Source organism: Spirillospora sp. NPDC052269, assembly GCF_040679435.1.
Taxonomy (GTDB): Bacteria; Actinomycetota; Actinomycetes; order Streptosporangiales; family Streptosporangiaceae; genus Spirillospora.
Window position 1 is genome coordinate 76,213 of record NZ_JBFAUU010000005.1, and the last position, 22,132, is coordinate 98,344.

Here is a 22,132-nt window from a genome sequence, read left to right on the forward strand (position 1 = left end):
GCATCCGAAGAGGCGGCGCATTCGCCGAATAACGAAACGGCCCCGTCTCCCGAAACCGGGAGGCGGGGCCTTTCCTCATGGCGTCAGCCGGTGACGGCGAGCTCGTGCCGGATGGGCTTCGGACGCGGGGCCTCGCCCACCCCGCTGGTGGACGGCGGCCTCATCGCGGGCGCGCCCTTGCCCCCGGGCGCCCCGCCGGGGCGTCCCTGGTGGCCGCCCGGCAGACCCTGCCCGCCGGGGCCGTCCTGGCCGGCGCCCTTGCAGGTCACCGACGACACGCGCACGTTCTCGGGGCCGAGGTGCGCCAGCGGCGCGGTCAGCTCCATCGCGGTGACGCGCGTGCCGTTCGGCGTGCGCTCCTGCTTGTTGAGGGTCAGGGCGACCCGGCCCAGCTTCGGCAGGTCCACGGGGATGGTGGTGTTGGGCGCGGGCGCGACCGGCAGGCGCTTCCCGTCGATCGTGGCTCCGACCAGGTCGGACGCGCCCGTCCCGCCGGTGCAGCGGGCGCGGACGGTGTCGGCGGCGAGCCGGAGGTCCGGGACGCGCAGCTGGGCGACCCGGGCCTGCGACCTCTCGGGGGACGCCGCGACGTCCAGCGCGCCGGCCCTCACGATCTTGGCGCGCTGCTCGTTCAGCATGGACGCGCGCTGGACGCCCTTCGCCGAGGCGACGGCGGGCTTGGGGGCGAGCGGGACCGGGCCGCTCAGGGCCAGCCCGAAGGCGCTGCCCTCGCCGCCGGACGCGGCGCCCGGCCCGCGGCCCGCGCCGCCCGCCGCGTCGCCGGGGACGGCGGCGAACGCCGGGCTCGCGGCGAGCAGACCGCCTGCGGCCGCGAGGACGACGGCCCTGGTCAGACGTGCGGTGGCCGTTCCGAAGCGCATGATGTGTTCTCCGTTCGAGAAGGAAAGAGGATCGGGACGGGCTCGCGGGGGTGCGGCCGGGGAGGCCCGTCCGTCGAGGTCAGAACAAGGTCACGTCAGGTGGACGAGGGTTCCGATCGGGACGCCCGACAGCTGCTGCAGGGCGTCCGGGGGGACCCGGACGCACCCGTGCGTGACCGGCTTGCCGAACACCGAGGCGTCCGGCCAGCCGTGCAGCGCCACCGTGCCCGGCCCGCCGCCGAAGTTGTCGAGGGTCGCCGAGTGCGTGCCCAGCGGCAGCACCAAGGGGCTCGGCGTCCGCTTCGCCGGGGCCAGCGACGCCATGACGAAGGTCCGGCCGGGCGGCGTCGGGGTGCTCGGCCCTCCGACCGCGACCGTCCAGCGGCCGACCTGGTGACCGTCCTTGAGCAGGGTCAGCGCGCGGTGCGTGACGTCCACCCTGATCACGTACGGCGTGCGCGCCGTCCGAAGCCCTCCGCCCCGGGTGGTGATCCAGCCGGTCGCGCCGTTCGGACGGCTCGGCAGCAGGACGCGCAACCAGTCGCCGTCCGCCTGCACCGCGGGGACCCAGGTGGGTCCGCCGAGCTCCGTGGGCGGCAGGACCGCGACGGGCCTGCCGTCCGGACGGTCCAGCACGGGCCGGGCGGCGTCGGGGTGGACGACCAGGCCGGAGGTGTCCGCCTCCGGAGCGGGGTCGGCCGGGACGCCGGGGAGCGTCGCGAAGGTCGTCGCCTCCGGCGCGTTCACCTTCCCCCGGCCCGCCGCCGCGTCCGCGTGGCCCCCGCTCCGCCCGCCGCATCCGCCGAGCAGCAGGGCAGCCGCCAGCGGCAGCGCCCCGGACCGGACGGCGCGTCTGTTCATTGATGCCCTCCAGGAAGAGCCTTTCCGCTTTCTTGATGAAGAGGGGAAAGGCATTGTCGTCCGCCAACTCGCGGGATGCTAGCGGTGGGGAAGGTGGTGCCGTATGGGGAAACGGGGAAACGCTTCCGTGGTCGCTCGATTAACGTCGAACAATTTCCCTTTAAAGGCAGGAATTCGGTCGAAAGGCCGGGAAGTCCGCCCGTACCGCCCGGATCGGGCGTCCGGGCGCTCGAACATCCCGCGATCCCGCCGGTAACACTGGCCTCCGCGGCACCACTACCTGGTGACGGAACACACCGGGACGGACGGAGAAGCAGGTGACGGCCGATGAAGAGCGGTTCACCGCGATCTACGACGCCTGCCGGCAGCGCGTGTGGGCGTACGCCACCGCGCGCGCCGGGAGGCAGATCGCCGACGAGGTGGTGAGCGAGACCTTCGCGATCGCGTGGCGGCGCATCCAGGACGTGCCGGAGCCGGCGCTGCCGTGGCTGCTCGGCGTCGCGCGGAACGTGCTGCGCGACGGGCACCGCGCGGAGGTCCGGCGCGCGGCGCTGGCCGAGGAGCAGTGGCAGTACGCGCCCGGCCCGGCCGGGGACGTCGCGGAGCAGGTCGCCGAGCGGCTCACGGTGGTGCGCGCGCTCGCGGCGCTGTCGGAGGACGACCGGGAGATCTTGATCCTGACCGCGTGGCAGGGCCTCACGCCCCGCGACGCGTCCCGCGTCCTCGGCTGCTCGACGACGGCCTTCCGGGTCCGGCTCCACCGGGCCCGCCGCCGCCTCCAGCAGGCGGTCGAGCAGGACGACCCGAGCCGCGCCGCCACCGCGATCGCCGACCGCCACCCGCCCAAGAGCGCAGGCACGCCGAAGAACGTCGGCACGCCGAGCGTCGGCACGCCGAAGAGCGCCGGTGGGACGAACGGCGTCGGCACGGCGAGAAGCGCGGGCACGCGGAAGGCCACCACCGCCACCGCGGCGGGCGGCGCCGGTGTGCCGGGGACAGAGCGTGACCAGGGAGCGAAGCGGGTCGGCCATGCGGTCTGACGCGCGGGAAGGCGAGAACGTGAAGCGTGACGCGATGGAGATGCTGATGAACGCCCGACCGGACGACCTGAACCCGAACGCGCCGATCGACGCCGAGACCCGTGAGCGGGAGCTCGCCCGGGCCCGGCACGGCGCGCACGGGACGACGACTGTGACGGAGCCCGCGCGGCGACGCGTCCGCCCGGTGTGGGGGCTCGGGCTGGCCGGTCTCGCGGCGGCGGCGGTCGCGGCGGCGGTGCTCGTGCCGACCGGCGGCGGAAGCGGGGGCGCCCCGGCCGCGAAGAACAACAACGGGGGCCAGACGCTCGACGGAAAGACGGTCCTGCTGACCGCCGCCGAGTCCTCCGACCGGGAGCCCGACATGCCGGGCGCGGCCGGCGCGTACTGGCACGTGACGGAGGTGAACCGCCAGTACCTGCGAACGGGGGCCGGCGCGACCGCCTACACCGTGCTCGCCGAGCAGCGTTCGGAGAACTGGACGCCGAACTCGCCGACCGGTTCCCTGGTGGCCCGGTCGCAGAACCTCGGGGGGCGCCCGGCCACGGGTGGCGACGAGGCGCTGTGGCGGAAGGCCGGTTCCCCGGCGTCCTGGGCGCTGAAGATCCCGGCTGGGAAGGGGAAGAGCAAGCCGCTTCCGCTGTCGCGGAACGCCGGTAAGGTCCAGACGAACCGGCAGCCCCTGCCGAACGGCGCGGTCTACTGGCTCGGCCGGAACGTGACGATGAAGCAGGTCAAGGCGCTCCCGGCCGACCCGAAGGCGCTCAAGAAGGAGCTGCTGCGCTGGTACCAGGGCCACGGTACGGAGGCGGCGAGCCAGAAGAGCACCGCCGACGAGTGGCTGTTCGACGTCGCGCGCGGCATGGTCACCGACATGCCCGTGAGCCCGAAGGTGCGGGCGGCGGCGTTCCGGATGCTCGCCGGGCTCCCGTCGGTCACCTCGCTCGGAAAGGTCACCGACGGCCAGGGGCGGCACGGGGTGGCGATCGGGATGACCCGTCCGGGGCAGGCCGGGGTCAACTTCCAGACCCGCCTGATCGTGGACCCGGTGAAGGGCCGCGGGCTCGGCACCCAGGAGGTCCTGGTCAAGCCGAGCAGCCTCTACCCGGGCTTCTCGGCGGGCTCGCTGTGGAGCGAGATCATGGTCACCGCCGCCAGTTGGACGGCCTCGGCTCCGCGCTGACCGCGCTTCACTGAACGGAGATGGGACAAGCACCGCGCGTCGCCCCGCGCGGTGCTTCACCTCACGCAGTGCTTCACCACGCACAGTGCTGCACGCGTGCGGTGCTTCACCACGCGCACTGCTTACCGTGTGCGGCGAAGCGCAGTTCGCGCGCACTCGGTGGGCGCTCAACGCACACTCGGCGCGTGCTTCGGTGCCTTCCGGCCTTTACCGGGACGGCATTTCTAGGCGGAGCGGGGGGTGCGGCGGGCGGTTCGTTGGGCGAGGCGGCGTTGGGCGGCGGCGGAGCGGCCGCGTTCGAGGCTTTCCCGGACGCGTGCCATTCCGCGGGCGTTGATGAGCGGGTCTTTGGGACGTCCGGCGTATTCGGCGAGGACTTCGGAGACCGGGGGCGGTGATTCGTCGCGCACCCGAAGGGGCGGGCCGATGCCGATCGTGGTCGGAGGGGCCGTCTCTGTGGGGGTGGGAGTGGGGGTCGGGAATGCGCCCGGCGTCGCGGGCGAGTGGTCATGATCGGGCGCGGCGACGAGAGTGAGGGGCGTTTCGCAGTGCGGGCACCGCAACCCGTTGTGGGTTTCCCTGCTCATGTTCCGCATCATTACCCAGGGGTCTGACATTTGACGCGTTCGGTCCAGTGAACGCCGTGTGTCAGGTGGCGGTCCGACGGTAAAGGCGTCGGATCCGAGGGGTAAGCCGGTCGGTCCGGTGAGGTTAGGCGAAGGCCCCGGAAGGCCCCTCGGATGGCCGCCGGATGGCCCCGGACGGCAAGAGTGATCGCGCCGATTCAGAGCATCTTCGGAGATGGTTCAGAGCCGCTTCGGAGCGGCTTCAGAGTCCCTCTGGAGCCGGTTCGGAGGCGGATGCTTCGGGGGCAGGGGCGCTCAGAGGCGGGGTCGCCTCAGAGGCGGTGGGCGGTCGTTCCGCGTGGATGGACGGCGGCGTGGTGGTGGATGTGGTCGGCGAGGCCGACGCCGCCGAGGACGAGCGCGGCCAGGACGGCGATCCACGCGATCGTCCGGCCGACGCGGAGCCCGTAGCCGCAGGTGATCCACAGCAGGTGGAGGGCCCAGCGGCGCCACTGGTCGGGGTCGCTGCGCCGGCGCAGCTCCAGTGCGCGGTAGCGGAAGTCGCGGGCCGGGCCGGCGTCGGCGTCGGCGGTCGCGCGGGCGAGCTGCCGGTACAGGACGGCCAGCCGGGACGGGGGTTCGGCGGCGGAGTCCTCGCTGAGGACGGCGCGGTCGCGGGCGCGTCCGGCCAGCGTGCGGGGGCCCGGTCGGGTCGCGAACGCGCAGCGCCCGCGGATGTGCAGGTCGTCGGGGTGCTGGAGGCCGAGGAACCGGCAGTGGCTGAGGTCGACGTCGGTGAGGTCGACGCGCGGGGCGCTGACGCCGCTGACCGACAGCACCCGGACTCCGGTGGGGGGGTCGGCGCTCTCGGGGATGCCGCAGAACGGCCGCTGCTGGGCCCGGACGCGCAGCCGCCCGAAGCAGACCGCGCCGGTGAGGTCGAGGTCGGCGCCGCGGACGCGCAGGTCGGCGTCGCCGCGGACGGTCAGCCCGTCCGCCTCGATCCGGCCCGCGCTCGCCTGGACCTGGACGCCGCCGTGCGCGGACACGCCCGTGAGGACGAGCCGCTCCCCGGCGGCGAGCGGGCCGAGCCACAGCCCGTGCCGGAACCGGGCGCGGTCGAACCGGGCGTGCCGCCCGATCCGGACGCGGCGGCAGGACAGCGCACCGCCGAAGCAGGCCGCCTGCATCCCGGCGTCGCGGCCGAAGCGGGCGCGGTCGAACGCGGCGGCGCCGATGAACACCGCGCGGGTGAAGTCGGCGTCGGCGAGCCAGGACGCCTCGCCGAACAGGGCGTCCCCGGCGAACACGGTCTCGGTGAACGCGGCGTGCCGGTGGAAGCGGGCCTGGTGGAAGGAGGCGTTGCCGCCGAACCGCGCGCCCCGGAACGACACGTTCCCGAAGAACCGGGCGTCGTAGAAGGACGCACCGCCGACGAACGACGCGCCGTCGAAGGAGCTGTCGCCCTCGAAGCACGCGCCGCGCAGCGCGGCCGCGGACGGCAGGACCGCGCCGTCCAGCCGGGTGCGGCCGAGGTGGGGGCGGCGGTCCGGGCCGGTGAGCGCGTCCAGGATCTCCGACAGCAGGTCGGCCGGGACGGTCACGCCGCGCAGGTCCAGGTCGCCGCCGGGGCGCAGCCGGGCGACGAACAGCGCCCGTTCGCCGGGGCGCAGGTGCGCGGGGCAGCCGCGGAACGGTTCGGCGGCGCGTCCCGAGCAGCCGAAGACGGCGCGGCAGCGCGGCCAGGGGACGCTCGCGGCGGTGGGGACGGCGGCGACGGCGGGCGCTGCCACGGAGGGCGCTGCCGCGACGGACGCCTCGGCGGCGGGCGCGGCGGCGACGGCGGGCGCTGCGGTGCTGAGTTCCTGAGGGGCCACGTCTCCTGTTGTACCCACGGCCGGTTCCCGTCCCAATCTCTCTCTGTGGACAGGTCGTTACTCCCCGCCGCCGAGGTTTGGCGGCGTCCTGCCCCCTCTGGTGGACGTGCGGCCGCACGTGCGGGTTCACGGTTCGCGGCGCCTTCGTTCCGAGTGATCACGTCGTCCGGCGGGCATGATCGGGAGTAACCACCACAACCGCCGCAAACGGGGGACGAGACACAGCCGTTTCATCACCGTTCACCTTCACCGGGGAGCATGTGCCGCATGACCGTCAATCCAGGACATTTCCCCCATCCGTCCGGGCCGGGAGCGCTTCCCGACGAGCGCTACCTCGACCGGGAGGAGAGCTGGCTGCGGTTCAACCAGCGTGTCCTGGAGCTGGCGGAGGACCCCGGGCTGCCGCTGCTCGAACGGGTCCGCTTCCTGGCGATCTTCGCGTCCAACCTGGACGAGTTCTTCATGGTCCGGGTCGCCGGGCTGACCCGGCGGATGGCGACGGGCCTGGCGGTCAAGTCCGCTTCCGGCCGCCGCCCCCGCGAGGTTCTGGAACGGACCTCCTCGGTCGCGCACGAGCTGATGCTGCGGCACGCCGCGTGCTTCCGCGGCGACCTGCTGCCCGGCCTCGCCAAGGAGGGCATCGAGATCCTGCGCTGGGACGAGCTCGCCGACACCGAGCAGGAGCGCATGCGGCGGCTGTTCCGGGACCGCATCTACCCCGTCCTCACCCCGCTCGTCGTCGACTCGGCGCACCCCTTCCCCTACATCTCCGGCCTGTCGCTGAACCTCGCGGTGATCGTCCGGGATCCGGAGACCGGCAAGTCGATGTTCGCGCGGGTCAAGGTCCCGCCGGTGCTGCCGCGGTTCATCGAGGCGTCCCCGGACCGGTTCACCCCGCTCGAGGACGTGATCGCCGCGCACCTCGGGCAGCTGTTCGCCGGCATGGAGGTGCTGGAGCACCACGCGTTCCGGGTCACCCGCAACCAGGACCTGGAGATCGACGACGACATCAGCGAGGGGCTGCTCCAGGCGCTCGAGCGGGAGCTGCTGCGCCGCCGCTTCGGCCCGGTCGTCCGGCTGGAGGTGGAGGAGTCGATCTCCGCGGCGGTGCTGGAGCTGCTCACCACCGAGCTGACCATCGACGACGGCCAGATCTACCGGGTGCCCGGCCCGCTCGACCTCGCCGGGATGTCCGCGATCGCCGACCTCGACCGCCCCGAGCTGCGCTACCCGCCGTTCGTGCCGTCGAAGGAGGCCGTCGCGCAGGACGGCAGCATCTTCGGCGCGATCCGCGAGCGCGACATCCTCCTCCACCACCCGTACGACTCGTTCACCACGACCGTCCAGCGGCTGATCGAGGACGCCGCGACCGACCCGCGCGTCCTGGCGATCAAGCAGACCCTGTACCGGACGTCCGGCGACTCCCCGATCGTGGACGCGCTGATCGACGCCGCCGAGGCGGGCAAGCAGGTCGTGGTCGTGGTCGAGCTGAAGGCCCGGTTCGACGAGCGCGCGAACATCGCCTGGGCGCGCAAGCTGGAGCAGGCGGGCTGCCACGTCGTGTACGGGTTCGTCGGGCTGAAGACGCACTGCAAGATCGCCTTGGTCGTCCGGCAGGACGCCGACGGGGTGCTGCGCCGCTACTGCCACATCGGCACCGGCAACTACCACTCCAAGACCGCCCGGCTGTACGAGGACTTCGGCCTGCTGACCAGCGACCCGGCCGTCGGCGAGGACGTGTCGGCGCTGTTCAACCACCTCACCGGCTACTCCCGCAACGACGGCTACCGGCGGCTGCTGGTCGCGCCGACGTCCCTGCGCCCCGGCCTGGTCGAGCGGATCGAGCGGGAGACCGAGGCGCGGCGGGCGGGCCGTCCCGCGCGGATCCGGATCAAGTGCAACTCGCTGGTGGACGAGGTCGTCATCGACGCGCTGTACGAGGCGTCCCGGGCGGGTGTCCCGGTGGACGTGTGGGTGCGCGGGATCTGCGCGCTGCGCCCCGGCGTGCCCGGCCTGTCGGAGAACATCCGGGTGCGCAGCGTCCTCGGCCGGTTCCTCGAGCACTCCCGCGTGTACGTGTTCGAGAACGGCGGCGACCCCGAGGTGTGGATCGGCAGCGCCGACCTCATGCACCGCAACCTGGACCGGAGGGTCGAGGCGCTCGTCCGGGTCGTCGACCGCATGCAGGGCGACCAGCTCGTCGACCTGATGGACCTCGCGATGGACGACGACACCGGCTCCTGGTGGCTGGACGGCGACGGCGACTGGGCCCGCCGCACCGCCGCGACCGGCGAGAAGCTCCTCGACATCCAGACCCACCTGGTCCGGTCGCGCCGCTGGAGGACGGTCGATGCCTGAACCCGGGTCCGGACCGGACGCCGGGGGATCCGCCTCGGAGGATGGCGGCGGGCTCCTCTCGCACATCCCGCCGGAACCGGACGCCGTCCGCGCCGCCGGCGGCCTGCTGTGGCGGGACTCCGCGGAAGGCGGGATCGAGGTCGCGGTGATCCACCGGCCGCGGCACGACGACTGGACGTTCGCCAAGGGGCATGTGGAGCCGGGCGAGCACGTGCTGCGCGCGGCCGTCCGGGAGGTCGCCGAGGAGACCGGGATCGTCGCGGAGCTCGGCCGGCGCCTGCCGTCCGCCGACTACGTCGTCCGGGGCCGTCCGAAGCGGGTGGACTGGTGGGCGGCACGGCCCGTCGCGTCCCGCGGTCCCGCGTTCGTCCCGAACCACGAGGTGGACGCACTGGAGTGGCTGTCCCCGGACGAGGCGGAGCGCCGGCTCAGCTACTCCCTCGACCTGGACCTGCTGCACGCCTTCACGGCCGGGCCGCGCCGCACCCGCCCGGTGATCGTCGTCCGGCACGGCGCGGCGGGAGAGAAACGCCGATGGCACGAACCGGACGAGTTGCGGCCCCTTGACCAGTGCGGACGCGCCGAGTCCGTCGCCTTGGCGGACGTCCTCCCGGTGTTCGGATCCGCGCGCGTCGTCAGCTCGGCGACCGCGCGCTGCGTCGCGACCGTCCTGCCCTACGCGCGGCGGACACGCGTCGACGTCACCACCGACCCCGCGTTCACGGTGGGGGAGACCGCGCCCGACCGCGCTCTGGACCGGCTGCTGGAGCTCTCCCCGGACGGCCCGCTCATCGTCTCCACGCACGGCGAGATCGTCAGCGGGCTGATCAACGACCTGTGCCGCCGCTTCGGCGAGACACCGCCGGAGGATCCGTCCCTGCGCAAGGCCGCGTTCTGGGTCGCGCACCTCACCGACGACGCCCTGGTCGCGCTCGAACGCCACGACGCCCAGTAGCCGCGTCCCTGATCAGGCGTTCCAGGCGGCGGTGAAACGCGCGAGGGACTCGTCCGCGGCGCGCTGCTCGACGCCGTGGATCCGGCCGAGCGCGAACGCCTCGGCGGGGTCGCGGACGGTCGCGGCGATCTCCTCGATCCGGCGCATCGTGATCAGCGCGTCCATGTGCTCGCCGAGCGCGGTCTGCACGGCCTTCGCGTTCCGCCTCGTCCGATCGGCGTCCGCGCCGAGGACCGGCACGGCCGTCTCCGCCGCGTACCGGACGCGCTTGGCCGCCTTCCGCACGTCGTGGCGCGCGGTCTCGACGTCCTCCGGGCCGTCCGCGTCCGCCAGGACGTCGTGCAGCCGGACGAGCCGTCCCCGCGCGCGGTCGAGCAGTCCGGGCATCTCCTCGGCCGCCGAACGGCGCGCGCGAGCGGTCAGCGGCGGCTCGGCGACCAGTGCCTCCAGCGCGTCGAGCAGCGCGAAGTAGCGCGGCTCGCCCAGCGTGGCGTTCATCCGCCGGTACGCGGTCCGCTCCTGCCGGGCCAGATCGTCCAGCCAGGACGGGACGGGCGCCACCGGCTCGTCCACCGACTCGGACGACACGGGGTCCTCCACGCGAATGAACGCGCCGGGACCGTGCGGCGGCTTATGCAAGGCGGGCCGTTCCGGTTCGGCGAGCTCTTCGACGCGCCGGGTCAGCCGGGCGCGCAGGACCTCCAAGTCGCGGACCTCGCCGAGGACACCGCCCAGCCATCTGAGCTCGTCCCCGATCGGCCGAACGCGTTCGCGGTCGAAAAGCGGCGCGTACGCGCGCAGGACGGCCCGGGCGCGGCGAGCCGCGACGCGCATCTGATGGACGGCGTCCTCCTCGCCGCGCCGCGCCGCCGGGTCGTGCCGGAGCAGGGCGTCCACCTGCGTGGACAGGCGTGCGACGACGACGTCCCCCACGCGCTGCGGCGTCCCGCCGGAGCCGGGAGCGCCGCTTCGACGCCTGACCTTGTCGCCCAGCACGCGGGCGAGCTTGGACGACGCCAACGATTCGCGCGCTCCGGCCTTCCGGAGCCGCCTGCCCGCGGCCATCAGCAGTTTCGGCGGGCCGTTCACCAGCTCGACCTCGACCTCGCGCCACCGCGTCGTGGCGGTGCGGGTGTCGGCGTCCTCGTCCAGGACGGTCCCGACGACGGCGTCGTCGGCGACCTCGGCGAGCGGGGAGCCGTCCCCGTCCAGGAGGAGGGTGACGCGGCGGTCGGTGTCGAGGGTCGCGACTTGCCGCAGGGGTTCGCCGCGCGTGTAGGCGGCGACGAGGGCGGCGAGCCGTCCAGGGACGGAGCGGGCGCGGCCGAGCGGGGCGCGCACCTCCAGCCGTCCGGCCGGGACGGGCAGCTTGAGATGCCACCCCGCGTCCGCGCCGCCGCGCCGCCGCCGCAGGGTGATCCCGCGCGCCGCGAGCCGCAGGTCGGCGGTGTCGAAGTAGGCGGCGTGCAGCCGGACGGGCGCGGCGTCCCGGACGTCCGCGACGCCGGGCAGCCCGGACAGGTCCGGCAGCGCGAAGTCGGCGGCGGCGTCGTACTTGTGCTCGATCTCCAGATGGCTCTCGGTCACGGCAGGGCCTCCGGGTGTCGTACCACTGTCCGTTTAGTCAGCTTTTCATGGCGAACATCACGAAAACAGCCCTCGTGGACCCGGGGTCCCGCCGAACTCAGCCGCGTTCGGAGGTTTCGGACGCGTCCAGGTGGTACTTCATCCCCATATGGGACGGACGAAAGCCGATTTTCTGGTAGAAGCGAATGGACTCGGGCCGCTGCCGGTCGGTCGTCAGCTGGACCAGCCGGCATCCGCGCGTCCGGGCCTGCTCGATCGCCCAGCCGACCATCAGCTGGCCGATGCCCCGCCCGCGCTGCTCGGCGTCCACCCGCACGCCCTCGATCTGGGCGCGCTCGCCGCCGGTGTAGGTGAGGCCGGGGATGTAGGTGAGCTGGAGGCACCCGGCGATCTCGCCGTCGAGCTCGGCGACGATCAGCGAGTTGTTCGGGTCCCGCTCGATGGCGGCGAAGGCGGTGAAGTAGGCCTCGGGCACACCGGCGCCGCCGGTCTGCTCGCGGTTCGCGGCGATCGGGTCACTGGCCAGCAGCCGGACGACTTCGGGCAGGTCATCGCGGGTGGCAACGCGGAAGGTCACATCTCGGGCCGGGCGCACGCCGACAGATTATCCGGACGCCCGTCCGGCCGGTTCACGCGACCCGGCGTCGCGACTTGTAGTACTACGGTTCGTAGTACTACGTTGGGTGGACACCACCCCATCCCGAACCGCCCGGCGCGACCCCGCCGGGCCGTCGCAGGGAGCTAAGCCTCATGTCGAACCCCAACGCCGCAGAAGAGCACTGGAGCGACCACGCCATCTGCCGTGGCGCCGATCCCGACCTGTTCTTCCCCATCGGATATGCGGCCCCCATCCTGCGTGAGCAGGAACGCCAGGCCAAGGCCATCTGCGCCAACTGCCCGGTCGTCGCCGACTGCCTCCAGTGGGCCCTGCGCGTCGGCGAACCCGACGGCGTCTGGGGCGGGACGACCCCGGAGGAGCGCCGTCTCCTCCGCCGCCGCGCCGACGCCCCCATCCGGCACCACCTGCCCGTGATCGCCGTCCGCGGCGACATCACCGAAGCCGCCGCCTGACACCCGCCCCGCGTGCGACGCGCGTCGCACGCGGACGCCGCGGGCGCCCGGACGCGACGTCCGACACATCGCCCACCGCCCTGGACGGGAACGTCCGGGCGGGGGACGATCGTTGACAGGACGGCGGTCATCGAGCGACGGGGTGGGAACATGAGCTACTCCCCGGTCCAACGGGAGAGTCAGAGCGAGGGCCTCGCCACGCAGGGCACCAGGGCCCTGGCGGCGGCGACGCTCATCCTGTTCGTCACGGCGGGCATGTGGGTGCTGGAGGGCATCGACTACGTCGCGAACGGACGCCTCGACCAGTACGGCATCCACCCGCACGACGTCGGCGACCTGCCCGACATCTTCACCGCGCCGTTCCTGCACGTCGGCTTCGGGCACCTGATGGCCAACACGGTGCCGTTCCTGATCCTCGGCTTCCTCGCGGCCTTCCGCGGCATCGCCAAGTTCCTCGCCGCGTCCCTGGTCATCATCGTGGTCGGCGGCCTCGGCGTCTGGTTCACCAGCTCCGCCCTGACCCTCGGCTCCAGCATCCTGATCTTCGGGTTCTTCGGCTACCTCATCGGCCGCGGCCTCTTTGAACGCCGCCTGCTCGACATCGCCCTGGCCGTCGCCGTCGTCGCCGTGTACGGAACGATGCTCGTCGGCGTCCTGCCGAGCGACCCGTCCATCTCCTGGCAGGGCCACCTCTTCGGCCTCATCGGCGGCGTCCTCGCAGCCTGGATGCTGCGCAGGTCGCGCACCGAGTAGGAGCCCGCGGGTGGCCCGTGCCGGGGGAGCGGTCAGCGCTTGGGGCGGGCGACGAGTTCGGTGATCTCGGCGTCGCGGGGCGTCTCCAGAGCGGCGACGAGCGTGCGGGCCATGGTCTCCGGCGACGCGAAGTCGGACGGGTCGTACGCCACGCCCTCCTGAGCGCGGACGCGGCGCTGCATCTCCGTGGCCGTCCGGCCCGGGAAGAACGAGGTCACGCGGATCTCCGGCTCCTCCGCGCGCACCGAGTCGGCGAGCGCGCGCAGGCCGAACTTGCTCGCCGCGTACGCGCCCCAGTGCGGGTTCGCGCGCAGCCCCGCCGTGGAGTTCACGTAGACGACCTGCCCGCGGGCGGCGCGCAGCGCGGGCAGCAGCAGCCGCGTCATCTCCGCCGCCGACACCAGGTTCACCGACAGGTGCTCGATCCACTCGTCGGACTCGGTCTCGGCGACCGTGTCCAGGTGCGCGACCCCGGCCGCGTAGACCAGGCCGTCCAGGCGCGCGGGCAGCCCGGCGACGGCGAGCGCGGCCTCCAGCCGGCGCGGCGCGGCGAGGTCGAGCGGCAGCGTCGTCACGCGCGCGTCCGTCGCCGTGCCCGCGCCACCGCCCGCCGGCGCTCCCGCCGCCCGGTCCGCGTTGACCTGGCGGATCTCCTGCGTGCGCGCGTGCGCGCCTCCCGACAGCCGCGCCTGGACGGCGGCCAGCCGCTCGGGCGACCGCCCGGTCAGGATCAGTTCGTGCCCGCGGTCGCGCAGCAGCTCGGCGACAGCGCCGCCGATGCCCCCGGTCGCGCCGGTGATCAGATAGGTGCCCATGACTCTCCCCTCGCGGTCCCACTCAACATGATCGACGCTGCTCGCGCGACTTTTCCCGGACGGGCCGCCGGGCGCCTCACTCGGGGCGCAGGACGCGTGTCACCCCGGCGATGAGCGCGGTCGCCAGCACCCAGCCGGCCGTGATCAGCGCGTACGCCACCCACCGCGTCCAGCCGGTCGGGTCGTAGGAGCTCTGCAGCCCGAACGAGTCCAGCGGGATGAGCAGGTCGAGGCTGTACACCAGGGCGTGGAAGTGCGGCAGCTCCACGTTGTCCTTGATCGGATGCGGGTGGTCGGCGGAGAAGACCGCCGTGCCGACCCCGACGAGCGCCGCGAACCACGCGAACGCCAGCCACGGCCGGTACCCGAACCCGACCGTCCAGTCGAGGACGACGCTCCAGGCGCGTGCGATCGAGCCGAGCCGCCGGCGCCGGGCCCGCAGCTTCGCCAGCTGCACCTTCCGCGCCACGTCGTCGTGGCCGATGCCGTGGTACCAGGACGCGAGCTGCTCGTACGGCTGCAGATGGAACTGCGGATCCCGGGACACCCAGCGCAGCCGGTCCTTCGGCGTGGCCGGGCCGCGCAGCGTCTGGTAGACGAGCCCGTCGAGGTAGATCTCCTCGGGCCAGATCCGCGGCCGGTCCATCAGGACGTCGATCCGCGAGTACGACAGCGACAGGCGGCCCTTGATCGGCTCCGCGAGGTTCATGAGCAGCTCGTCCACGACCATGTGGCTGCCGTGCAGGGCCATCCGGCCGGGATCGGTCGAGTCAAGGACGGCCGAGTCGAACGAGAGCGTCCCGTTGATCCGCGCGTTGCGGAGCCGGACCGTCCCCTCCGAACGGAACCCCCTGGAGAGCTCGGCGGCGTCCTGGACGACCATGTTCTCGCCGTCCAGCGCGATGCGGCCGGGATTGCTGAGGGTCGAGCCCTCCATGAACAGCCCGCCGTTCATCCGCGCCCCCACCAGCCGGACGCCTCCGGTGAGCGTGGCGTTCCGGGCGAAGAACCCGTTCTCGACGACCATCCCGCCGCTGAACACCGCCCACCGCTCCGGCACGGTCTCGGTGACCACCGCGTCGTTCATCCCGAACCCGCCGAGCAGCTGGGCGCGGGGCATCTTGATCCCGCCCTCGACCACCGAGCGGGACAGGCTGAGCGTGCCGTCGGCGCGCAGGCCGCCCGCGTCCAGGCCGGGGAGCAGGCAGTCGGTCATCCGGACCGCGCTCGTGCGGCAGTTGATCAGGTGCGGCGTCTCGACGAGGCGGCAGAACCTGAGGCGCAGCTCGTGCCGGACGTGCCCGCCGGACAGGTCGATCCGCCCGATCACGTACGCCCCGCGGAGCCGGACGGCGGCGACGAACCCGTCGCGCGTCTCCCCGCCGCCGAGCAGCAGCTGGTTGATCACCAGGGCGCGGACGGTCCGGTCCGGATCGGGGCCGGTCGGCCGCCCGTCCCCGAACACGATCTCCGCGCCCGTCGGGAAGGCATGCCAAACCCGCCGCTCCGCGGGCGTGAGGCCGGGGGGTTCACTCATCGCGACGAATATGACGCCCGAAACGGCCCCGGGGTTCCCGGTTCATCCGATTCCAGCGGACGGTGCCTGGTCAGTGGGCGTTGGAGCCGGCGAGGTTCAGGCCGATGATGCCGATGACGATGAGGACGAGCGCCCCGATGCGCATCGGGGACGCGCTGTCGCCCATCGCGACGATGCCGAGGGTGGCGGTTCCGACCGCGCCGATGCCCGTCCAGACGGCGTAGGCGGTGCCGATGTCGAGCGACTTGAGGGCGAGGCTGAGCAGGCCGAAGCTCGCGACGGCGAAGAAGAGGAACCCGGCGGACGGCCAGAACTGGCTGAAGCCCTTGCTGAGCTTCAGGCAGGAGGCCATGGCGACCTCGAGCAGACCGGCGACGACGATGAGGACCCAAGCCATGACAGAACTCCCGGACGATGACGACGACGTTTCTCGACGCGTCGTCTTTGCCTTCCGGGTACGGCGCGCTCCTCGTCCGGGAGGGCATGGAGGCCCTCACCTGCTCTAACGAGCCACCTGGGGCCGTTGTTCCTTCCCGGACGGGAGTGAACGTGTTGGCCTGTTCCGGACGCGCGGTGCCCCTGATCTGTGAGGTGGGCCACTTTGTCTGACCCTGTTGGCAAAACCCTTGCAGAGTGCGGGTTGCGCCTGGTTACCAGCGGGTAGCATTATGGTGTTACTGACCAGTACGCATTGCGGGGCCCACTCAGCCGCCGCCGAAACCCACGGAGTGGTCGATGGGGCACTACAAGAGCAACCTCCGGGACCTGGAGTTCAACCTCTTCGAGGTGTTCGACCGCCAGGACCTTCTCGGCAGCGGCCCGTACGCCGAGCTGGACGAGGACACCGTCCGCAGTGTGCTCGACGAGGTGAACCGCCTCGCCGAGGGGCCCCTGGCCGAGTCGTTCACCGACGCCGACCGCAACCCGCCGAAGTTCGACCCGGTCACCAGCACGGTGACGATGCCCGAGTCGTTCAAGAAGTCCTACAAGACCTGGATGGACGCCGAGTGGTGGCGCCTGGAGCTGCCCGAGGCGCTCGGCGGCACCAACGCCCCGCGTTCGGTCTGCTGGTCGGTGGCCGAGATGGTGCTGGGCTCCAACCCCGCCGTCCACATGTTCGGCTGCGGCCCGTCCTTCGCCAAGCTCCTCTGGACGATCGGCACGCCCGAGCAGAAGAAGTTCGCCGAGATGGCCATCGAGCGCGGCTGGGGCGCCACCATGGTCCTCACCGAGCCGGACGCCGGATCCGACGTCGGCGCGGGCCGCACCAAGGCGATCCAGCAGCCCGACGGCACCTGGCACATCGAGGGCGTCAAGCGCTTCATCACCTCGGCCGAGCACGACATGGCCGAGAACATCTTCCACCTGGTGCTCGCCCGCCCCGAGGGCGCCGGCCCCGGCACCAAGGGCCTGTCGATGTTCCTGGTGTCCAAGTACGACGTGGACCTCGAGACCGGTGAGCTCGGCGAGCGCAACGGCGCCTACGTCACCAACGTCGAGAAGAAGATGGGCCTCAAGGTCTCCACGACCTGCGAGCTCACCTTCGGCGAGAAGCACCCCGCCGTCGGCACCCTGGTCGGCGACGTCCACGAGGGCATCAAGCAGATGTTCCTGGTCATCGAGAACGCCCGCATGATGGTCGGCACCAAGGCCATCGCGACGCTCTCCACCGGGTACCTGAACGCGCTCGAGTACGCCAAGGAGCGCGTGCAGGGCGCCGACCTCACCCAGATGACCGACAAGACCGCGCCGCGCGTCACCATCACCCACCACCCGGACGTCCGCCGCTCCCTGCTCACGCAGAAGGCGTACGCCGAGGGCATGCGCGCGCTGGTCCTGCTCACCGCGACCTACCAGGACGCCGTCCAGGTCGCCGAGCACACCGGCGAGCGGAACGAGGTCGCCGAGAAGGTCAACGACCTGCTGCTGCCGATCGTCAAGGGCTTCGGCTCCGAGCGCGCCTACGCCCTGCTCGGCGCCGAGTCGCTGCAGACCCTCGGCGGATCGGGCTTCCTGCAGGAGTACCCGATCGAGCAGTACATCCGGGACTCCAAGATCGACACCCTCTACGAGGGCACCACCGCGATCCAGGGCCAGGACTTCTTCTTCCGCAAGATCCTGCGCGACCAGGGCGCCACGCTGAAGGTCCTCGCGGACGAGATCAAGACGTTCGCCGAGTCCGAGGCGGGCAACGGCCGGCTCAAGAACGAGCGCGCCGCGCTGCTCAAGGCGCTGGACGACCTGCAGGGCATCCTGACCCCGATGATCGGGTGGGCCATCTCCTCCATGGAGGACCCGAAGGAGCTCTACAAGATCGGCCTCAGCTCGTCCCGGCTCCTGCTGGCCGCCGGTGACGTCGTCATCTCCTGGCTGCTGCTCCGCCAGGCCGAGGTCGCCCTCACCAAGCTCGGCGGGGACGTCTCGGACGCCGACAAGGCCTTCTACACCGGCAAGGTCGCGGCCGCGCAGTTCTTCGCGCAGACCGTCCTGCCGCGCATCGCCTCCGACCGCGCCACCACCGAGGCCACCAACCTCGACGTGATGGAACTCGCCGAAGAGGCGTTCTGATCCTTCGGGATAGAGACCCACTCCGCCCTCCCGCGGAATAGGTAGCGACGGCCCCCGCCGAACTGGCGGGGGCCGTTCGCATGTCCGTGTGTTCGCGGCGCGGCGGGACGGCGGTCTTGGTGTCCGCAGGTAGGTGTTCGCTTACCGTTCCGAGTAGGTGGGATGACCCCCGGGAACGGATACCAGAGGAGCACGCCCGCGGATCGCACGGCGGAGGTCATCCATGGGTCTCGGCGTCAGCGTCTTCACCATCACCCTCGGCCTGATCCTCAAGTTCGCGATCCAGCCGAACGCGATGCGGGACCCGGTCGACATCCACATCGTCGGCGTCATCCTCATCATCGTCGGCGGCATCACGCTCGCCCTGCAGCTGCTGATGATGTCCGGCCTGCAGACACGCCGCCGCGACCCGCCCGACCGCGACCGCATGTACCGCGACGACCACCGGCCCCCGTCGTAGTCAGCCGCGGGCTACCGCCGCTGTTCGCGCGGCCAGGCGGGCCCTGGTCCGCTCGTCCGGTTGCAGGACGACCAGCTGGAGGCCCGGGGCCTCGCGAGGGTCGAGGACGGTCTGGACGAACCGCAGCTCGCCGAGGTCCGGATGGTCGACGACCTTCAGGATGTTGCCCGCACGATGCTGGACATCCCGCTCGTCCAGCCAGCGCCCGGCCTCCGGCGACGCCTCCCGCAGCCGCGCGAACAGCGCCGAGAGCGCGGGCGCGCCGGAAGGATGCCGCGCGAACGCCTCACGCAACTCCCCGACGACCCGGTGCGCATGCTCCTCCCAGTCACGGGTGATCTTCCGCTGCTCGGGTGAGGTGAGCAGCAGGTAGGCGACGTTGCGATCCTCCGCGGGGACGTCGCCGTACCCGTACACGGCGTCCGCGGCCTCGTTGAACGCGAGGACGTCCCACGCCGCGTCCATGAGGACGGCGGGCGAATCCCCCTGCGCGCGCACGAGGCGCTCCAGATGCTCCGGCACGTCCCGCACAGGCTTCGGCGCATCGTCCGGGTGAACGCCCGCGAGCCTGAAGAGGTAGTCGCGGGACGGGACGTCGAGCCGCAGTGTCCGCGAGATCGCGCCCAAGACCTCCGGCGACGGATTGATGTCCCGGCCCTGCTCGAGCCACGTGTACCAGGTGATCCCGACCCCGGACAGCGTCGCGACCTCCTCACGCCGCAGGCCGGGCGTCCGGCGTCGCACCCCCGGCTCGATCCCCGCCTCGGCGGGCGTCACCCGGGCACGCCGCGTCCGCAGGAACCGGGCCAGCGCCTCCCTGTGCGCCCGTGCGCCGTTCTCCAAGGACCCTCCCAACCTGGTAGTCGGAGTGACAGTATCCGCACGATCTGCCGCTATCCGCAGGCCGGGGGCAGGGTTGGACACGTTCGAAGATCCATCCCACGAGGAGATCCCATGTCTGTTCTGATCAAGCGCGCGGTGCGTCCGGCAGGGTTCAGGAAGAACGTCACCTCAGGCATCGCCGCCGCGGTGGTGGGCGCTTCGGCGTTCGCCGGCCTTTCCGCCGCTCCGTCCACCGCGTTCGCCGCATCCTCGTCGCCGTCGGCGGCTGTTGGAGTAGTGCAGGGACATGCTGCGAGCCTGCATCCCGAAGGCCTGGCCTGGGACCCCACACGCGGGAGGTTCCTGGTCGGATCGCTGCGGCACGGGACGGTCTCGGTCGTCCGCCGGGACGGCTCCGTCCGGACGTTGGTCGACGACCCGGCGCTGGTGTCCGCGACCGGGATCAAGGTGGACGCGGCGCGCGGACGCCTGCTCGTCGCCAACGCGGATCCGGGTGTCGGGGTGAAGACGTCCGCGGCTACGGCGAAGCACATCGCGGGCGTCGGCGTCTACGACCTGCGCTCGGGGCGGCGCATCCGGTACATCGACCTCGCGAAGGTCGCCGGTGACGGCGGCGAGCACTTCGGCAACGACATGGCCGTCGCCCCCGACGGGACCTTCTACGTGACCGACTCGTTCGCCCCGGTCGTGTACCGCGTGCCCGTGGGCCGGCCTGCGACGGTGTTCGTCCGGGACGCGCGCCTGGCGGGCGGCGGCGGGTTCGGCGCCAACGGCATCGTGTGGCAGAAGAACCACCTGATCATCGGCAACTACACGACAGGCCGCCTCTACCGGGTCTCGACCGCGTCGACGACGCCGTCCGCGGGCTCCGCGCCGTCCGAGCGGACCGCGCCGTCGGGGGCGCGGGGGATGCGGGAGGTGCGGCTGGCGGGTGGTCCGCTGCCCGGCGCTGACGGGTTCGCGCTGCGGCGGGACGGCTCGCTGATCGTCGTCTCCAACAAGGTGGCCTCGACGGGAGCGGACGCCGTCTTCGCGGTCCGTCCGTCCCGCGACTGGGCGAGTGCCGAGGTCACCCGGGCGGTGTCGCCGTGGGCCGATCCGGCGCCGACCGCGGCGACGGTCACGCCGGGCGGACGTGCCTACGTGCTGAGCGGGCGCCTGGACGTCCTCTTCGGGGGGTCCACCACGGACGCCTTCACCATTCGCGCGTTCTGACGCTGCTCCGGACACGAGAGACGGCCGGGTCGGGCAGGTGCCCGGCCCCGGCCGTCACGTCGTTCCTGTGGCGCCGGCTACGTCCAGGCGAGGAAGTGGAGCGGGTCCTCCAGCATCGCGCCGACGTCCCGGAGCACCTTGGAACCGAGCTCGCCGTCGATGACGCGGTGGTCGAAGGACAGCGCCAGCGTCGTCACCTTGCGGATGGCCAGCTCGCCCTCGTGCACCCACGGCATGTCGCGGATCTGCCCGATGCAGAGGATCGCGGACTCGCCGGGGGTGAGGATCGGCGTTCCGGTGTCCACGCCGAACACGCCCACGTTGGTGATGCTGATCGTCCCGCCGGTCAGGTCGGCCGGAGTGGCCTTCCCCGCCCGGGCCGTGGCCGTCAGCTCCGCCAGCGCCCGGGCCAGGCCCGGCAGCGAGAGCGTGTGCGCGTCCTTCACGTTCGGGACGATCAGCCCGCGCTCGGTGGCCGCCGCGATCCCCAGGTTCACGTAGTGCTTGACGACGATCTCCGCGCCGCCGCCCCCGGCCGTGCCGTTCGCCGGGGCGTCCACCCAGGTCGAGTTGACCATCGGGTAGCGCGCCACGGCCGTGAGCAGCGCCTTCGCGACGAGCAGCAGGGGCGAGATCTTCACGTCCGCGAACTCGGGCAGATCGCGCAGGCGGCGGACGGCCTCGACCGTGCGCGTCACGTCCACCTGGACGAACTCGGTGACGTGCGGCGCGCTGAACGCCGACCCGACCATCGCGTTCGCGGTGGCCTTGCGCACGCCCCGGACCGGGACCCGCTCCTCGCGGACGCCGGTCGCCGCGGCGGGAGCGCCCGCCTGGACGCCGGGAGCCGCCGCGGGTGCGGCCAGCGACTGCTGGACGTCCTCGCGGGTGATCGAGCCGCGGGGGCCCGTCCCGGTGATCGTGGCGAGGTCGACGCCGAGGTCCTTGGCCATCTTCCGGACGGGCGGCTTGGCCAGCGGCAATCCGTTGTCCACAACCTGTGGGTAACTTCTGGCCGCCGGGGCCGTGGCGCCTACCGTGGATGTCGGACGGGCCGCCTGAGCAGCGGCCGGAGCCGCAGGCGCCGCCTGAACGGACGGGGAGGAGGGAGGCGGCGGCGAGGCCTGCTTACGCGGACGGCGCTTGGTCGCGCCCGGCTTGACCCCGTAGCCGACGAGGACAGGCTGCCGCTTCGGCTGCTCCGGCTGCACGACGCCCGGCTCGTCCGCCTGCGGCACCAGGTCCTCGGACGCGGACGCCGCAGCACCGGGGGAGGGGGTGGGGGTGGGGGACCCGGTGGCAGGCTCGGAACCGTCGGGGGCGACGTCGACCGAGATGATCGGGACGCCGACGTCGACCGTGGCGCCCTCCTCGACCATCAGCTCCCCGACCGTCCCCTCGAACGGACACGGGAGCTCGACGACCGCCTTGGCGGTCTCGATCTCGACGATGGTCTGGTTGACCTCGACGTGGTCGCCCGGCTGGACGTGCCACTTGACGATCTCGGCCTCGGTGAGGCCCTCGCCCACGTCGGGAAGCTTGAACTGCTTGCGCTCGCTCATCGG

At 72.5% G+C, this 22,132-nt stretch carries 20 protein-coding genes and 1 riboswitch; of the genes, 9 read left to right on the top strand and 11 right to left on the bottom strand.

The window, feature by feature from the left end; all coding sequences use genetic code 11:
• Positions 1–83: 83 nt before the first annotated feature.
• The gene (locus AB0L06_RS11820) at positions 84–881 is read right to left on the bottom strand and encodes a choice-of-anchor P family protein (RefSeq protein ID WP_500230941.1); all 798 of its coding nucleotides are present in this window, start codon (positions 879–881) and stop codon (positions 84–86) included.
• Positions 882–971: 90 nt separating this feature from the next.
• Positions 972–1,742 (bottom strand): L,D-transpeptidase, encoded by a 771-nt coding sequence (locus tag AB0L06_RS11825; RefSeq protein WP_500230942.1) that lies wholly within the window; start codon positions 1,740–1,742, stop codon positions 972–974.
• Between the two features lie 317 nt (positions 1,743–2,059).
• Between AB0L06_RS11825 and AB0L06_RS11830 the strand changes: the two genes are divergently transcribed.
• Together AB0L06_RS11830 and AB0L06_RS11835 are read left to right on the top strand one after the other, a co-directional pair.
• On the top strand, positions 2,060–2,782 hold the full coding sequence (locus tag AB0L06_RS11830) for an RNA polymerase sigma factor (RefSeq protein ID WP_500230943.1): 723 nt from the start codon (positions 2,060–2,062) through the stop codon (positions 2,780–2,782).
• A gap of 19 nt (positions 2,783–2,801) precedes the next feature.
• Positions 2,802–3,962 (top strand): CU044_5270 family protein, encoded by a 1,161-nt coding sequence (locus AB0L06_RS11835; protein ID WP_500230944.1) that lies wholly within the window; start codon positions 2,802–2,804, stop codon positions 3,960–3,962.
• Between the two features lie 224 nt (positions 3,963–4,186).
• On the opposite strand, the gene AB0L06_RS11840 is transcribed toward AB0L06_RS11835, so the two are convergent.
• Complete coding sequence (locus tag AB0L06_RS11840) at positions 4,187–4,549, bottom strand: hypothetical protein (RefSeq protein ID WP_500230945.1); 363 nt, start codon at positions 4,547–4,549, stop codon at positions 4,187–4,189.
• Positions 4,550–4,860: 311 nt separating this feature from the next.
• Positions 4,861–6,405 carry a pentapeptide repeat-containing protein gene (locus tag AB0L06_RS11845; protein ID WP_500230946.1) on the bottom strand — a complete coding sequence of 515 codons (1,545 nt, stop codon included), beginning with the start codon at positions 6,403–6,405 and terminating at the stop codon, positions 4,861–4,863.
• A 267-nt stretch (positions 6,406–6,672) separates the two neighbouring features.
• Here AB0L06_RS11845 and AB0L06_RS11850 point away from each other — a divergent pair, with 267 nt between their 5' ends.
• Both AB0L06_RS11850 and AB0L06_RS11855 read left to right on the top strand, forming a co-directional pair.
• A complete protein-coding gene (locus AB0L06_RS11850; RefSeq protein ID WP_500230947.1) occupies positions 6,673–8,763 on the top strand; it encodes an RNA degradosome polyphosphate kinase in 2,091 nt (696 codons plus the stop codon).
• Positions 8,756–9,718, top strand: a complete 963-nt coding sequence (locus AB0L06_RS11855) for an NUDIX hydrolase (protein ID WP_500230948.1) — start codon at positions 8,756–8,758, stop codon at positions 9,716–9,718. The genes AB0L06_RS11850 and AB0L06_RS11855 overlap by 8 nt, the downstream gene beginning before the upstream one ends.
• A gap of 12 nt (positions 9,719–9,730) precedes the next feature.
• Here AB0L06_RS11855 and AB0L06_RS11860 read toward each other — a convergent pair whose 3' ends face one another.
• Positions 9,731–11,305: a CYTH and CHAD domain-containing protein gene (locus AB0L06_RS11860; RefSeq protein WP_500230949.1), complete on the bottom strand. Its 1,575-nt coding sequence runs from the start codon at positions 11,303–11,305 to the stop codon at positions 9,731–9,733.
• A gap of 97 nt (positions 11,306–11,402) precedes the next feature.
• Positions 11,403–11,900: a GNAT family N-acetyltransferase gene (locus AB0L06_RS11865; RefSeq protein ID WP_500230950.1), complete on the bottom strand. Its 498-nt coding sequence runs from the start codon at positions 11,898–11,900 to the stop codon at positions 11,403–11,405.
• 155 nt (positions 11,901–12,055) lie between these two features.
• Between AB0L06_RS11865 and AB0L06_RS11870 the strand changes: the two genes are divergently transcribed.
• Together AB0L06_RS11870 and AB0L06_RS11875 are read left to right on the top strand one after the other, a co-directional pair.
• A complete protein-coding gene (locus tag AB0L06_RS11870) occupies positions 12,056–12,376 on the top strand; it encodes a WhiB family transcriptional regulator (protein ID WP_500230951.1) in 321 nt (106 codons plus the stop codon).
• A gap of 150 nt (positions 12,377–12,526) precedes the next feature.
• Positions 12,527–13,129 carry a rhomboid family intramembrane serine protease gene (locus AB0L06_RS11875; RefSeq protein WP_500230952.1) on the top strand — a complete coding sequence of 201 codons (603 nt, stop codon included), beginning with the start codon at positions 12,527–12,529 and terminating at the stop codon, positions 13,127–13,129.
• Positions 13,130–13,161: 32 nt separating this feature from the next.
• Here the strand turns inward: AB0L06_RS11875 and AB0L06_RS11880 are convergent, their stop codons facing one another.
• The 3 genes from AB0L06_RS11880 to AB0L06_RS11890 form a co-directional block, all read right to left on the bottom strand.
• Positions 13,162–13,944, bottom strand: coding sequence for an SDR family oxidoreductase (locus tag AB0L06_RS11880; protein WP_500230953.1), 783 nt, complete (start codon positions 13,942–13,944; stop codon positions 13,162–13,164).
• Positions 13,945–14,020: 76 nt separating this feature from the next.
• On the bottom strand, positions 14,021–15,481 hold the full coding sequence (locus tag AB0L06_RS11885) for a hypothetical protein (RefSeq protein ID WP_500230954.1): 1,461 nt from the start codon (positions 15,479–15,481) through the stop codon (positions 14,021–14,023).
• Positions 15,482–15,551: 70 nt separating this feature from the next.
• Entirely contained in the window at positions 15,552–15,878 is a 327-nt protein-coding gene (locus tag AB0L06_RS11890) for a DMT family transporter (RefSeq protein ID WP_500230955.1), read from the bottom strand.
• A gap of 35 nt (positions 15,879–15,913) precedes the next feature.
• Positions 15,914–15,979: riboswitch (guanidine-III (ykkC-III) riboswitch) on the bottom strand.
• Positions 15,980–16,216: 237 nt separating this feature from the next.
• Here AB0L06_RS11890 and AB0L06_RS11895 point away from each other — a divergent pair.
• Both AB0L06_RS11895 and AB0L06_RS11900 read left to right on the top strand, forming a co-directional pair.
• Positions 16,217–18,049: an acyl-CoA dehydrogenase gene (locus AB0L06_RS11895; protein WP_500230956.1), complete on the top strand. Its 1,833-nt coding sequence runs from the start codon at positions 16,217–16,219 to the stop codon at positions 18,047–18,049.
• 223 nt (positions 18,050–18,272) lie between these two features.
• Complete coding sequence (locus tag AB0L06_RS11900; RefSeq protein WP_500230957.1) at positions 18,273–18,509, top strand: DUF6458 family protein; 237 nt, start codon at positions 18,273–18,275, stop codon at positions 18,507–18,509.
• Here AB0L06_RS11900 and AB0L06_RS11905 read toward each other — a convergent pair whose 3' ends face one another.
• On the bottom strand, positions 18,510–19,352 hold the full coding sequence (locus AB0L06_RS11905; protein ID WP_500230958.1) for a helix-turn-helix transcriptional regulator: 843 nt from the start codon (positions 19,350–19,352) through the stop codon (positions 18,510–18,512).
• Between the two features lie 111 nt (positions 19,353–19,463).
• Here AB0L06_RS11905 and AB0L06_RS11910 point away from each other — a divergent pair, with 111 nt between their 5' ends.
• Positions 19,464–20,567 (top strand): hypothetical protein, encoded by a 1,104-nt coding sequence (locus AB0L06_RS11910; protein ID WP_500230959.1) that lies wholly within the window; start codon positions 19,464–19,466, stop codon positions 20,565–20,567.
• A gap of 77 nt (positions 20,568–20,644) precedes the next feature.
• Here AB0L06_RS11910 and AB0L06_RS11915 read toward each other — a convergent pair whose 3' ends face one another.
• Positions 20,645–22,129, bottom strand: coding sequence for a dihydrolipoamide acetyltransferase family protein (locus tag AB0L06_RS11915; protein ID WP_500230960.1), 1,485 nt, complete (start codon positions 22,127–22,129; stop codon positions 20,645–20,647).
• Positions 22,130–22,132 lie beyond the last annotated feature (3 nt).